8 protein-coding genes and 1 pseudogene are annotated in these 15,018 nt (G+C 52.6%); 1 reads left to right on the top strand and 8 read right to left on the bottom strand.

The features are described 5' to 3' along the window. Positions 1 to 543: 543 nt before the first annotated feature. The 6 genes and pseudogenes from LIX15_RS25225 to LIX15_RS25200 all read right to left on the bottom strand — a co-directional run bounded on the left by LIX15_RS25225 (position 544) and on the right by LIX15_RS25200 (position 10,840). Positions 544 to 2,049: a primase-associated protein gene (locus LIX15_RS25225; protein WP_227777657.1), complete on the bottom strand. Its 1,506-nt coding sequence runs from the start codon at positions 2,047 to 2,049 to the stop codon at positions 544 to 546. Next, positions 2,046 to 2,941, bottom strand: a pseudogene (locus LIX15_RS25220) (bifunctional DNA primase/polymerase). Before LIX15_RS25220 ends, LIX15_RS25225 begins: the two are co-directional and overlap by 4 nt. A gap of 2 nt (positions 2,942 to 2,943) precedes the next feature. Continuing rightward, the gene (locus tag LIX15_RS25215) at positions 2,944 to 7,140 is read right to left on the bottom strand and encodes an ATP-binding protein (RefSeq protein WP_227777656.1); all 4,197 of its coding nucleotides are present in this window, start codon (positions 7,138 to 7,140) and stop codon (positions 2,944 to 2,946) included. 32 nt (positions 7,141 to 7,172) lie between these two features. Further along, positions 7,173 to 9,392 (bottom strand): VirB4 family type IV secretion system protein, encoded by a 2,220-nt coding sequence (locus LIX15_RS25210; RefSeq protein WP_227777655.1) that lies wholly within the window; start codon positions 9,390 to 9,392, stop codon positions 7,173 to 7,175. A gap of 2 nt (positions 9,393 to 9,394) precedes the next feature. Beyond that, positions 9,395 to 10,444 carry a TraC-like domain-containing protein gene (locus tag LIX15_RS25205; RefSeq protein ID WP_227777654.1) on the bottom strand — a complete coding sequence of 350 codons (1,050 nt, stop codon included), beginning with the start codon at positions 10,442 to 10,444 and terminating at the stop codon, positions 9,395 to 9,397. A 6-nt stretch (positions 10,445 to 10,450) separates the two neighbouring features. Beyond that, positions 10,451 to 10,840, bottom strand: coding sequence for a PrgI-related protein (locus tag LIX15_RS25200; protein ID WP_227777653.1), 390 nt, complete (start codon positions 10,838 to 10,840; stop codon positions 10,451 to 10,453). Positions 10,841 to 11,580: 740 nt separating this feature from the next. Between LIX15_RS25200 and LIX15_RS25195 the strand changes: the two genes are divergently transcribed. Further along, positions 11,581 to 12,603 carry a threonine ammonia-lyase gene (locus tag LIX15_RS25195; protein WP_227777652.1) on the top strand — a complete coding sequence of 341 codons (1,023 nt, stop codon included), beginning with the start codon at positions 11,581 to 11,583 and terminating at the stop codon, positions 12,601 to 12,603. Between the two features lie 353 nt (positions 12,604 to 12,956). Here LIX15_RS25195 and LIX15_RS25190 read toward each other — a convergent pair whose 3' ends face one another. Beyond that, positions 12,957 to 13,358 carry a RidA family protein gene (locus tag LIX15_RS25190; protein WP_227777651.1) on the bottom strand — a complete coding sequence of 134 codons (402 nt, stop codon included), beginning with the start codon at positions 13,356 to 13,358 and terminating at the stop codon, positions 12,957 to 12,959. A 231-nt stretch (positions 13,359 to 13,589) separates the two neighbouring features. Further along, entirely contained in the window at positions 13,590 to 14,984 is a 1,395-nt protein-coding gene (locus LIX15_RS25185; protein WP_227777650.1) for an ATP-binding protein, read from the bottom strand. Positions 14,985 to 15,018 lie beyond the last annotated feature (34 nt).

Below are 15,018 nucleotides of genomic sequence, written 5' to 3'. Positions count from 1 at the left end.
ATTGTTCTTCTGTGCTGTCGCATCACCACGCCGTTTTCAGAGTTCAAATTGCTCGGTGAATATATAACATATTTCTTATAGTTCCGCGATTTACTGTGATTTCTCGTTCCGTTTGCTTTCCTACGGTCACTCACGTTCGGTTCGTCTTCGTACCCCCCTCTTTCTTTGGACGATTTTGGAGGTGCGCAAAGCCTTGATACTAGCGGAGAAGTCATACAAACTGGATTAAGCTGTTCTAAGGGCGTAAAATCGTGTTTGCAAATCAAAATCGAACCGCAAAATGATAAATGTAGCGTTTGAGAGGCTTTACGTGCCAAAATCAGCATATCAGGTCTGAAGGCTACTCATGTTCGACATGCTATATGAAAAATGTTACAGATTCTATATGAAAAATACAGTGTTAAAACCGCTGAAACCGTCATCCTTTCGGGTTAGAGCCGCTAAATCGTGTTTGCAAAAACTGGGTCTCTATGGAGTGAAAAGCGAGGTTAAATAATATTATGAAATTTGATAGAATAGGACATTCAATCGGATGGCAGGGGTCTAGATGAGGGAGGTTTCAGACCGCTCCTCAAGCAGATCATACATCTCATCAGGAAATGGAAGACTGCCATAGATCGAGTATGGACATTGATCACACCCGATGCAATAGCGCTGCATATCATCGTTCGAACAATTCATGGGGAGGGGGATCTCACCGCCAATATCATTGTTGAGTTCGTATTGAATCTGGTACTCCGTAGTCTCCTCATCATACCACGACCACCGGGCGAACACCTCTTTCATATCATTGACGAATTCGCCCGTACTCGCGTCTCGGTACTGGGGCAGCCACCACGCCATTCGCACAAGATTGTAGAGATCTTTCCGGACGGGTTTTTTCTCCTGAAGGCGTTCGTCCATCGCCGCTAGACAGGGGAGTTCGAAGAGGTCCTCGAGATCGTCGACGTGAATCGCTTGTGCGCCGTCGCTATACTGTGTGAGCGTATACCGGTTCAAGCGATCGTTTTCGACAGTGACGCTTGGATAATCTCGGTTCGTAGAGAGAATCGTCCCGAGACTGCGTGGTGTCGATATAGAGTCACACACGTGTTGCTCCCACGATCGCTCCGGGTCGTACGCCTCAAGAGCGGCATAGAGTTCGCGTGCGGTATGTGTCTGGCCAAGTTGGGCAACATCGTCGTCCACCGCGTGGACAGCGTTAATGATCGTCCGGAGTCGCTGTTTCTGGCGGCTCCAGTTCCGCCAGATCCGATGCGTTTGCCCAGCGGCGAAGAACCGGTCGATCCGTTCGGTAATCGCCGACTCATTCGCAGTCAACCAGCTCCGTTGCTTTGGCGTGAGCGCTTCTTCCTGTGCCGCGAGCAACCGTGAGAACGCGTCCTCGGCATACGACCGATACTTCTGCATGAAATCCGAGACGGGGGCATACAGATGGTTGTCGGCGACGTGTGTTTGGATCTCGCCTTGTTGATCGCCATCACGATCCGTCCGTGCCAAGCATTTCCGTGAGGCAGCAACAAGTGGAATCTCAAGATAGTAACCTCCACTGAACTCTGGACGTGTCGTAATGTCTGTACAGACACGTCCTGAGTGGGGGCCGCCTTCACCCGATTCTTTCGCATAGAGAATTTCGGCGATCTCCTGATGAAGTGTGAAATCATCATACTCACGAATAAGCGAGGCAATGTTGTTCACATAGAGTTCCCGCAAATCATCGAGAAGTGCGAGATGACGCGGGGGTGTCTCTTCGAGTTTCGGGTGATCCATAATACAGACTGCACCAAGAGTGGCGAGAACGGCGAGCATTCCTGGATCATCAACATAGGGTCGCTCTGCGGCCTTCCGACGTGTGCTTGGAACAAATGCATCAAACGTGAACCGCTCGATATCCGCAAGCAGTTTCTCAGTTTCTTGCGTATCATCGACTGTCCACCGCTGATATCCACGTTCGAACAGCTGTGTGAGTTGGACCTGGCCTTCACCGCGCGGGAGCGCTGCCACTCGATACGCCATGTACTCGTCGTTCAGTGGAGTCTTCTGGCTCATGGTTCGAGAAAACTGGGAACGGCCTCGGTTCTAAAGTCGAAATCGGGGCTCTCGATCGGTTGGACGATACGTGAGACATCGGCGTGGAGCGAATACGGCAGGCGCATCACGCGACGGCGATCAGCCGTGACGACCGGGTCGATGGGGATCTCATACTCCTCAAGCAACAAGTCGTTGATCACCTCGCGACTTTGCTCGTCGTAGCGATGTTCTGGATCGGTATCGAGCAGGTAGATATGACAGCCTTGCCCGAGTAGACCACCAACGTCTCCGTGGCCGCGAAGTCGTCCTCGAAGATTTCCTGAACGGTGAATCCGTATTCCAAGGCGTCCTCGATATCCGTGAACGCGTACGGGTAGCCTTCAGGCGCACTGTTGAGGATCCCCGCTGATTGAAGCTGCTCAATATCAGCATCGTCGTCGGTCTCATTAGCGGTGCTTTCACGGGAAGCGCGCTGTGCTGCGATGTCTTTTGCGTCGATATCAACCGCGAGCACCCACGGCCGCTCCCAGTGATCGAGCGCATAGTAGACGGCCTCGGGACGTGGCTCTGGACGTTCGAGGAGATCCGGATCGGCGAGTGCATAGTCACTCCCTTGAGCGGGGTCGTATCGTGCCGGATATTGAATGAACTCGACGAGATGGTCCTGTGAATCGAACTGGTGGTTCGTGCGGTCGCTGGATCCCTTGGTCTGCCATGTATCACGGCGGATGAACGACCGCTCGGGGGCGTGCTGCTTCCGGATCGGGTATGGCTCGCGGAACGCGATGGCGTACTGCTTCGGTCCATCGAGGGTTACGAATGACGGTAGCGCGTCGACGTACTCGGGAAACGTCTCTGTGTAGTAGGTGTGAAGGTCCTCACGTGTCGCGGGTCGCCATGGTGGGGGCATTGTTAGTCGAAGACCTCCGCTTCGAGACTTCGGAACGTGTGGAGTGCCGTCATCCCCGGATCATCGTATTCGCTGATCGCTGCACGAAGCGAGCTGATCGTCCGTCGTTGGGTCGAACTCAGCGAGAACTCGACCTTCCCGGCATCGGTGAGTGTCTCGATTGCATCCAGGATGAATGTCTTATCTTCACCGGCCCACACAGCAGCGGCCTCGACACTTGCCAGTTTCTCGTAATCCGCAACCAACGCCTCGGAATTATTGCTCGGGGTTTCGACCTCACCGACCCAGATGAGGTCGTCTGCAGTGTCGAAGCCAGCGACGTCGAAGACTGTATCCTCCCGGTGTTGATAGTAGACCTCCGTCCGGGCGACGTCTTCTTGTTGGGTGAGCCAGGCGTCGAGAAAGACGACTCCAGCCTTGTGCGGCGTTTTCTCACCGAGATCGCCGACACCTGGACCGGCCTCTAGCGAGCGATCCAGAAACTGCCGGCCAACTGGCAATACGGTGTAGTACTTCTGGCGGAACGAGCGGTGTTCCTCGAGAAATCCTTTCTGTATGAGTGCCTCGACATCGAGATCAGCGAATGGTTCTTCGAGCACAGTCATGCTCTCTTGGAGCGAATACTCGTCGAGTTGGTGGTTCATTGCATCCAGTACGACCTCGAGAAACGCTGCCTCATCACGCATTACTCCTTCTGCCCGAAGCGTTGCGTCTGGAACATGTGTCGTTGCCTCACTGAAGCGCGTCGCTGTGCCGTCATCGGACGAGTGGGGGTGTTTCGTCTCGAGGATGTCTTCTGATTCGTCTTCGTTACCATCCGTGGGCGGTGCAGCGGCAGATACATCAAGCGATGTAAAGTCTTGGAGGGAGATTTCGATGCCGTAGTCTTCGGCATGGGCAGCAATTTTCCGAAGTCGATCAAGGAGATCACTCGTAGAGTCAGTCGTTTTGTGTGCCCGACGAGCAGCAACGAAGACCTCGTCTTTCGACGCAAACTGACAGCAGACGCTCGCTCGTCGCTTCTCAGACGCTGTATACTCTGTACCACAGAGATCGCAGACATAGCCGTCGACATCTGCATCGTAATGGACGTGTTCGGAGAGTGTAGCATCACTCGATCGTTCGGCCTCGTCGTCCGTGTCCGCTGCATCTTCGTCTGCGTCTGTGGTTTCTGGCTCTTCTTCGCCAGTTTGTCCATTGTGGCCATCGATCGGTGTCTGATCGGGTGAGGCGGATGTCGGTGTGTCTTCGGGTGGTGACTGCTCCGTCGTCGGAGCGCCGAACATGGAAGCACCTCCGAGATCTTGTTCATCACTCGGACGGTCGCTAACTGGTGTGTCTTCCATACCCGTTGCTGCCCTGTCGTCTGCAGCTGTGCGTGTGTCGTCACTCACACTGCCTCCACCGAAGAAGGGAGTCTCCACTGGAGTACCACCGTCGGCAGCTTCAGCGGCGGCTGTGTGCTCTTGAAACCCGTCTGTGCCTGCAGTGTCCGCATCACCTATCTCCGCAAGCGTATCCCGTGCATCGTCATGCCCGATCTTGCTCGGGCGATTGGAGATACTGCATTCGATCTGGGTTCGTCGTCTGACCTGCGGGCGGGCCATCTCCTCAAAGAGGTGGCGCGCATCACCGGCAAGTAGACGGTCGCTTTCCGGGTGCCCTTCTGGAATGGGTAATGGTGCGAGCGAGAATGTCGTGGGATCTGTTTCGCCAAACCTGGGACTTGGAAGTTGCACGATCCACTCGCCAGACGGCAATCGTTGTATCCGCTTGTGGAGGTCTTGTTTGGACAAATTCTCATGTGCCATCGACTTCACGAGGTCGTCATCGACCGCAATGTCTCCGATGATTTTCGTCTTCACGTTGTTCAATATCTCTTTATACGGTCGATCGGATACCGTATGATCGTTCACTTGGTCGGGATACTGCATGATCAGGCCGAGACTCACGCCGAAGCCCCGTCCTTGGGGTAAGAACTCTTCATAGACGAGTTCGGATGTCGCGACCGCCGCTGCTTCTTCAATAATGACGTTCGCAATTTTGTCCTCCCCTGTCGTGCTCTCATCGGTGCGCCCTTGAACGGCATCCCAGAGGTTGCTCAGCAGCAGCATCGTCAACGCGTTGCGCGAGTCGGCACGCAATTCACCGATGTCGAACAGAACTACTACATCTTCATCAAGGAAGTGCCGAAAGTCGAAGACGTTCCCTACATACTCGCCAGCCTCATCATCCCACTCAGGGACGTGATTGAAGATCTGATAGAGGTGTTCGAGTTCGACTAGCTTGTTCAGTCGATTCGCGGCCCCACCCATCGGCTGCTGGAACTGTGTCTCATCCAACTCACATTGCTGGAGTAACGCCCGCTCGATGTGGGCATTCTCTGCACAAATTTCCGGGATAATGCGTTCATGGCGCATCTGATAGACGGCCTCAATGAGCGTATCGAGACTAAACACATCCTGGCCGTACTCCTTGTCAAACAGTGCTTTGATCAAGAACGTCAGAATCTCGTTCGCGACGAACGCTCGATCGTGTGTTTCCGTACCAAGGATCAGCCGCATGATCTCGTGGAAGTGCTCGACAGTATCCTGGATTGCATCTTCGCGACGCCGACCCATCGTAAGGGCGGGGCGGATATCGAAAAAGGAGAATGCTGGTAGCATATCCGGCACATCGAAGTGATAGACGTTTTCGAGCGTCCCGAATTTGGCGTAATGTGCTTTGAGATAGTTATCAACCATCTTATCACCTTTCGATTCGAGCAGCACTGTTGGACCACCAACGTGTTCAAACAGCGTGAGGATGTCATTTTGGACGCTTTTAGACTTTCCAGAGCCAGTTGAGGCGGCGCGAATATAATGTGTAACGAGCGTTGATCGGTGGACGTGAATTGCGTCGTCAAGTGGTTGATCCCGGTCTTGGAGTGGTAGGCCAATCGCCATCCCTGATTCTGACAACTGATCCAGCATTTCAGGTGCTGGGAGAGGGAGCGGCTGGCGTAGCCGCTCTTTGCCGCGAGTACCACGGACACCTTCTGTCGTTAGTGCATGCGCACTTGGCACGGTCACGAAATTAGCGAGTTCATCTGCATTCAAAATCAGTTGCGGACGTCTGCGTCCCCGGTTTGAAATCTTGATCGACCGATCAAGAAGCCGTTTTAGCTCCTTTTTCGCTGGATCGCGGATATTCATCAGTCCTTTCGTGAGTCGACTTCCGTTGAGTTCGTAGAAACTGCCGTCCAGATGATTGAATGCGTTTGCCAGCGCATCAACGTCACTCTGTACTCTGTTGATCGTGGTATCGTCTGCGCCAGCGGATGGAACCCCAGCTGCACGCATGTTTACCAGAAACGTTTGGGAAGGGCTTTTCTGGTCGATGAGCGCTTGTCGAGAGGCAACCCCACCACTCGTGGCGTTTGATGTCTGGCGGATATTCTCCCCGATTTGGGGGGCGTCTCGTCCACGCCGTCGATCGCGAATATGCTCCTCGTCATAGCCCCGGAGCATATCATTGAAGCTAGTTTTCGCAGACTGGACGACGCCGTCGTGTTTGGTCTGAATATTCTCTTTGCGGGTCGTGGCGAGCTTCTCCCAGTCGGCATACCGAGTGAACAGCACTTGCAACACGGTGGGAGCACTCGCTTGGGCAAGCCGTTCGACCGCCGTTGCAAGCGGGGCTTTCGCCGATACACTGTCACCGTGATGTGTAGCGTGAAACTGTGAATACTGCGTGAGTGGCGTCATCCAGTCGTCAGAACGCGTTCCCACGCCCTGCCATCGGGCCGCGATTGGTGTTCGGTTCAACAGTTCCGATCGCACATCATCACTAGATTGATATTTGACAGTATCTTCGTCGCCATCTGTATCGATGCTCACCGTGGATGGTTCGAGTAGTTCGTCGGGAAGCGCGAGTTCCTCTTCTGAAAGGTTGTAACTCGCCGGATATGCAGTAGTCAACTCCGAGCAGACTGTCGACAAGAGCGTCTCATCAACGGCACCGAGATAAAACCGGACAGGCGTTTGGTTCCCTTGTGTGAGCGCAAGGAACTCGAATGTGGGCGCACTTTTTCGAGGATCGTATTTGATCTTCCAACCAGATTTTAGCTTACGCAGACCGGCGAGTCGGGAGATGATGTCGGAAGGTGTGACCCGTTCGTGAGCTGGTTCGATTCGAATGTAGCGACGAGTGGCGGTCATGAGTGATGAATTGATTCCTGTGAGTTGGCGTGTTAGCTCGTTGGAGACATGGATTCGCGCGCTTGCGTTATCATCGACGGCGGGATGTCGTACTCCTTAGCGCGTCCGTCCGCAAGCAAATAGGAAACATCGCCTGTGTCGAGTACGTTCTGTTCGATTAGGTACTCCCATGGATCGAGATCCTCATCGAGCACGTGGACAGCAAACTCATCGACATGCAGCTGGATGCGCTTCTTCCAGTCGTTGACGAGCAGCAAACTCTCCGAGTGGGTACCGTCCTCACCGGTCTGTGCAGAGGCAATAAATCGCTGTTCGTTATGCGTGAGATCGTGGACGGCAATCATCTCCTCGCTCACCGATTCGTGCCGGAAAATCTGCTTAATATTACAGAGATTGTAGATCTCGCGGGCCTTCTCGAGTGCATCCGCGGACTGCTCCGTTGACTCAACCAGGAACTCATCCACCGTTTGGGAGATTAGCGTCAGTCCGGTGTTGAAGTGGCGACTATGTCGGATGAATAGGTCGATCAGATCTGTCGTGGCGCCTCGGCGCAAGAGGTAATGTGCCTCATCGATCGTCACTTGCGTGCGGCGATCACTGCTTTGAGCCCGCTGGTAGATCCAGTCAAACATGACGTGCATAAACAGAGGTGCCTGCCCTGTGTCCGAGAACATCGACATATCGATAGTCACGAGCCGATTGTCGAGTTCGACGTTCGTCCGCCCGTTCAGATTCGCATTTTCGCCGCCCTCCTGGAAGGCTTCGAGCCCGAGCAACAGTTGGTAGGCAAGTCGTTCGTCTGTCTCTCGAAATCGATCGGCGATATCCTGAACTTTCGGGGCAACTCGCGGCTCCTCGGCTCCCGCATGGTACTCAAGGAACTCAGTCGGATCATCGCCATCAGCGATGTGTTCGAGGATCTCGATGATATCTCCGATAACTGGACTCGTGTTCTCGTGCGTTGCTAGATCCTCGGTGATTCCGTACTGGTAATAGGAAAGCAAGACAGCACGCCGAAGAATCCCCTCTTGTTCATTCGAAAGTGCCTGCCCATCTCCGGCTGCAAAATGCAATCGGAACAACTCCATCACCGAGCGATACTTCTTGAGGAACGGATCTTCGACGACATCGTCAATCCCACGACGGATTTCGAGTGGGTTGATCGTGTTCTCACCACCGAATCGGATTACCTGCCCACCGAGATCCTCTGCAAAGTCTACAAAGTCAGCAAGCGGATCAAGCACAAGAAGTTCAATTTCGGGATCCATCATCATCCGGTGAAACATCTCATACTTCTCCGCGAACGTCTTGCCCGAGCCCATTTCACCAGCAATCACCTTCGAGTATGAGGAGAATCGGTAACGATCGAGGAGAACCGGCGTATGGGTCCCATCGAACCCATAATAGACACCCTCGTCATCGGCCAACGCTGGCTCGATGAATGGGAACATGGTCGCAACAGCCGTTTCCTGCATGAGTTGTGTCGCCATAATCGGATCACTCCCAAGCGGCGCCAAAGCATCCTGTGACTCAACTTGGCGCTTCTCAAGGGGAACTGCTTTTGTATTGGCCTTTGCAACGATCTCCAAAGCACGCTCGGTCGCCTCATTCAATTCTTGCTTCGAATCGGCAATGATCTCGAAATAGATGGCGAAGGTGAATAGCTTTGTCTCGCCGCGAATAATATCCCAAATGAGATCGGAGACCGCCTCGTGATCGGATTCGAGTTCGTGGGTATCGCTCTGATTTTTCTCGTCTTTTCGATAGAGACGAGCGCGAAGCTGTGTGAGCCGCTTGCGGAGTTTTCGCAGAATTTCGTGTGAATCGCGAGGGCGGATGTGCTGAGTCACTCGAATATTGTCGTGTGTTGTATAAAGGTCATCAAGCCAGCCGAGTGGAACGCGCTCTGGATAGCCGTGGATTGTCATGGTTCGCACGTACTGACCACCACGAACCATGTACCCCGACTCTAAGAGTGGTGATTTCTCGGTAATTTCGTGTGGGGCGATGATATCTCGGTCAGCAAGCGAGCGTTCCGTTTCGTCTTGAAGAACACCTAACCGAATCTCACCGTCCTCGGCTGTTTCGAGCTCGAGCAGATGTTTCGCTTGGGCCTGGATATTTTCCTTGGACAACTCATCGTTATTCGCTTCGAGGATGGCAGTCGCCTGATCGAAGATCTCATCATCGATCTCACCCAATCCTGGCTCACTCTCCAGCCCAGGAATGAGTGACCGGAGGCGAGAGCCCATTGTTAGATCATCCCCTCGGAGAATGTCGCATGATCAAATTTGTCGAACTCTGGTTTCACGTGATTATAGTAGTGATACAGAATTTCCATCGTTTCCTGGCGAGTACTGACTAATTCAGTCATGACATCTGTTCGTCCGAGCTTATCGATAACGCGCCGCTGACGGTTGTGCACTTCGCGAATACACAGCTCGGCTTCTGCCTTTTCGTGGTGCTTAACCCATGGAAGGCGTTTGAAAATGGTTGCGCCTGCAGAGCCGATAAGCGGGAGTGTGCTTAGCTGGTTGAGCACACTTCCGGTATCAAGATTTGTCGTAACTTGCGTGGCGTTGACGCGAATGACAATGTAGTAGTCTCGGGTCTTGATCCCAGAGCCGTCGATGTTGTCCTGCGCCCACTGGATGTAATATCGTCGGCCATACTGCAGAATTGGGGATTGCCCCCGTGCAGCAACACTCGTGCCACCGCGAATGAACTTGTTATAGTGCTCTCCGAGGTCGAACTCTCTGGGATAGCATGGGATGGCGATCGCCCAGTCGAGCGCCATCAGAAAGGAAATGTAGTCGCTCATGACCTGCCGACGCTGCTCATGATTGAGTGTCAGCCAGTTTCGTGGCTGAACTTTCACAAGTCCGATATAGTCCTCATCGTCGACTGTGATGCCATCATCACGGACATAGTCAAAGCCGAGCTGGGCTTGCGCCGTCGTTTTCTTATTTAGCTTGTCCTCGAGCTGGAACTGGTCACGAGCACGCGCTTCTTCCCGAGCTGTCGGGAGATCTGTATCAATTTCTGCGAGAGCTGCATCCATCGTCCGGAGGATATCAAGATCCGATTCAGGCCGTTCTGCATCGGTTTCGAATGCTTGATCGGGTATCCCGAGCGCTGTCCGTACTGTGGGGCAGTCAGCAGATGGCTGAGTAGGTGACTTATCTGGTGCTGATGTGGGTGTCGTGGAGTCAGATTCAGCCGTCTCGGTTTCAGCTTTGTCTTGAGTGCCAGACAATCCAGAACTGGCTGTTGAGGTGTCGGTAGCAGGCGGTGGTGAATCCATGGCTAATCACTTGTGGGAGTCGGGGTCGTCTTTCGCTTCGATCGTCTCAATGTCAAGGCCGGCGTGGCGAACACCGACCATATCTTGGGTTTTCATCGGTTCCGTGGTGGGTCGCGTCCGGCGATTTCGATACGTCGTGATACCGAGGTAGTAATGAACACAGGCTCGTGCGTAGCTCAGTGGCCGTTGTGCAGCAGGCGTGATGAGGAGGATTACGACACCGAGAGCAAGCGCAATCCCGGTGGCAATGAAAAAAAGATCACCAGAAGCACCAAGACTTTGCGCGATGCCAAGCCCAAGAAACGGAATGACGAGTGCTTCGCCAATATCACGGGCAGTCAGACCAAAAATGATCTTTGTGTTGATGATCTGGCCGGCAATTGGGAACGTTTCCATTTAGTATTATATTATTCCACAGCTAGTTAATAATTACTCTACGTGTAGGCTTTTGTTTTAATTTTCACTAACATTAAGGATTTGTCCTAATTGAGAAATTGTTCTCAGAAGTCAAGGCATACTAATGATATAAAGATGGACAATACTGACGTATCCACGAATATTTGTCGGCCTCGTTCGGCAGTAGTCTGAATCAATATACTCTCTTCGAGCACGAAGGATCACTTATGTCCAATCCCGGCCATCCAGATGATGCAGATGCCGTTGGAAAGAACGACAGCAATGGGATCACGGTTCCTCAACTCAAGATCGCGTCTACGACACAGCCATCCAATTGTACGAACCAGCAACTGTTGACGACGTTGCGAGCTGTGCTCACTGTTCGGAAGGAGCGGCACGAGAACACTTAGAATGGTTGATCGCCCGTGGAATTGTTGAACCAATTGATGGGCGGCCGAAACGATACCTGAGAAATCATGCCTATTCGAGTGGGTTCGTGCGAACGAACTGCGCCGTGAGCACACCGACACTGAACTTGAAACCAAGCTTTCCACCCTCGTTGCAGAAGAGCAAGCGTATCGTGAGCAGTACGGTGTTGCTGGCCCAGGACAGATTGACGCACTTGCGGAAGCAGACTATGATTCGCTTGAGACGGTCTGGGAAGACATCGGTGACTCTGACGTGACCCGTTGGTCTCTACCGTGAACGCTTAACACACTTGCACTCCTATCGACGAATCGATGCCATCATACGAACCAGTCGAATCTCCAGACAAGACAACGATCTTCTCGTACCACGATTTGACCCCACCCACGACCCAAGATATCTATGCAGCACAACGAATCGTTCGGCGGTACCTTCCACGGACGCCGTTGGTGCGTAGCGAAAGTCTCTCAGCCGAGTTAGACGCCGATGTCTATCTCAAGCGTGAGGATACGCTTCCGACGCGCTCGTTCAAAATTCGCGGCTTTTATAATCTGATTGCTGATCTTGAGCCGGAGTTCCGTGAGAAAGGACTGATCACGGCGAGTATGGGCAATCACGGCCAAGGGATGGCAACAGCTGCCCGCGAGTTCGATGTTCCAGCGATTATCGTCGTCCCCGCTACACTCGAGAATCCGACGAAGATCAACAGCATGGAGCGCCTTGGTGCGACCGTCATCAAGCACGGTCAGGATTTCGATGAAGCCCGCGAATACGCCGAGCAACAGGGAGCCGAAGAAGGATATCGGTATGTCCACGGTGGCAATGAACCTCACCTGATTGCTGGACGCGCTAGCGCTGGCCTCGAAGTTATGGAGGATTGTCCTGAGGTAGACGTTCTGATCAACCCTGTCGGCGGAGGGAGTAGTGCATCAGCCTATGCGCTTACTGTCGGTGCGCTCCTCGGTGCTGATGTCATTGGTGTTCAGGCGACGGGGGCTGATGCGGTCTATCGAGCGTGGAGCGAAGGAACGATTGAACTCCAAGCGCAAGCCGACACCTTCGCAGAGGGGATCAAGACGCGGACGCCGTTTGCCCTCCCCCTGCAGATTATGCAGGAGCACCTAACAGAGATGATGCTTGTTGAGGACGACGACTTGCGGGCTGCCATCCAGCGACTACTCGTTGACGATGCAATCATGGCTGAGGGCGCAGCTGCCGCTGGTATTGCGGCTGCGCTTCAAATGGGTGGTGAACTTGCGGGAAAGACTGTTGTGTTGCCGATTACAGGGAGCAATCTCTCGGCGGAAAAGCTTCAAAACATGCTTGCTGACCGGTGATCGCACCGCTGGATGGAAATTCATGCGTTCTTAGATCCGAATTTGTGGTTCGCAATTGAAGATCCTCATCTATGGGGTAGATGTATTGCCGTATTTTCTAGAGACGATGCTTCAGCGTTAGTGAATTCGGTCAATGATGATTGTGTACCGGAATTGAGGATCTGTTGCTCACTTTCAGACGTGTATTCATGTTCCCTCTTGTTCTGCCCAAATAGTTCCAAGACGTGTCTCCACCCACGGTAGGACGACCGTCTCGAGAAGAGTGGTCACATCAGCTGGGAAGTTCCGATCCTCGGCGTCAGTCGTGTTCGCGGACGGAAATGGATGGAAATGATGAAGATGGGGAATTCTCGTCACTGCTCTTTGTCAATAGGGACTTCTATCTCCAGCTCTACCAATGGCGTCTCACTCGCGAGGCTTTCGACACCGATGGCAGTGTGGCAGGGGAAGGGCTCGGTCGAAAAGACCTCTTGGTACACTGACTGAAACGCCTCATAGTGGTCCCTGATATCGACAATATAGCTTGTAATTTTGACAACATCCTCAAGATCTCTATTTACATTCTGAAGAATCGTCCCGACATTCTCGAACGCCTGTCGAGTCTGCGATTCGATATCGTCCCCAACGTAGTTCCCGTGCTCGTCCGTTCCAACCTGTCCCGATATGTAAAATGTCCCATCAGCGACGATTGCAGGGCTGAAGTGATGTTGCGTTGTATCGGCTAGATTTTTTGGCTCTATAACTCTCCGTGCCATAGTTAGGTCATCTTCGATGGTATCAATAACAGTTCGGTCGATGTCAAGGAGCTCTAATCCTTCCGAAAAGTTCGATATTGTCTTCCCTCAATATCCAGGATAATCAGCCCAGCAGATAACGCAATCGAGCCGATTAGTGTGAACGACTCGCGCCCTCTATTCAGCAAGGGCACTGGAACCCATCACCATGTGAGGATTTCTACAAGGCCGAGATAGGATACCCCCGCTTGTTCAACGGCACTCGAGGAGATCATCATACGTGATTGCTTGTGCATCTCGTTCGGCGGCCTGCATTGCAGCATCATCGACGATTCCGACAATATCCGCGCTACTGAGCTCGGTGGATAGCTCGGCTAACTTCTCATACTCCTCTTGATCGAGCTTGGTCGGAAGCGACTGTAATCGTACTTTGAAGATTTTCTCGCGTGCTTCTGTGTCTGGAAGACCAACCTCGTACTGCTGGTCAAAGCGACCACGACGAGTCGCGGCTTCATCCAGTAAGTCTGCACGATTCGTCGCCGCGATGAGGAGAAAACTCGGATCTTCATCGTCTAAGTGCGCCAGAAACTCGTTGACGACTTGAGCGTGTTCCCGGTGAAGATCGTTCCCACGACCAGCAAGCAGGGCGTCAATCTCGTCGACAAAGATCACACAGCGCTCGAACTGCTCGGCCTCATTGAACAATTGGTTGACTTGCTCGGTGGATTCGTTCACCCACCGGCTTTTGATATCGCCAGCGCTCAGCTCAAGGTATGGATGGCCGAGTTCGCCAGCAATAGCTCGGGCGAAATGCGTTTTTCCAGTTCCGGGCGGACCATATAGGAGGATGCCGTTTGGTGGCGAGACGTTGAACCGCTCGTAAGCTGCATCAGTGTGTGAGAGCGGGCGAAGAACCGATCGCAGGATATCGTGTTTGAGGGTGTCCATCCCACCGACATCACGAAACGTCGTGGTGGGTGCTGACTCCCAACCAAATGTGAGCGATGATAGGGATGGACTACGAGTCTCTTCAACATCATCAGTATTGTTGGTAGAAGGCTGATTTTTTCGAGAATTGATTCCAGCGTATCGGTTAATCCCATTCTGTGTTGAATGCTCCTGCTGACTTGTCACTGAATCTGTTGAGCTATTTCCTTGGTTGAGGTGCGCAAGCCCCATGATCTGGGCTGGAATACAGGCTAGCCAACTCAGAATCATTAGCCACAGATTGTCAAGCATCGGATCAACTCGAAACGGTTGTAAGATTGTTGCAAATTCAGGAGAAACGTCGTTCCAAAGAGGAAGAAACCAAACTCCAGTGAGTGAAATTAGCCCAATAATCGCTCCTAAAAACCACCCTGGATACATGCTTTCTTTTTCTACCTGAGATAAATACCTTAGAACCTCATAGAATACAGCTGTAATGAGGGGAGGCAGGAACCACATAGCTAATAAGCTTAGAATTGTCGAAACGAGTCCACCAAGAAATATCGACAGTTGCCTACCGATGAGGAATATTCCTATTGGTACGAATAAATAGCACAGCGATGCAACTATCGTTGTGACTGCAACTATGATCAAGTTCTTCGAACCATAGCCAGAATTCTCTTGAGTTCTCGTGGACGTGATTTTTTCTTGATCGTCCATAGTTCGTATTAGAATTCTCTTCGACTACCCAAAT

This window comes from Haladaptatus pallidirubidus (assembly GCF_020700235.1).
GTDB lineage: Archaea > Halobacteriota > Halobacteria > Halobacteriales > Haladaptataceae > Haladaptatus > Haladaptatus pallidirubidus.
Note: the sequence above shows the minus strand (reverse complement) of the source record. Positions and strands in the feature narration are given on the sequence as shown.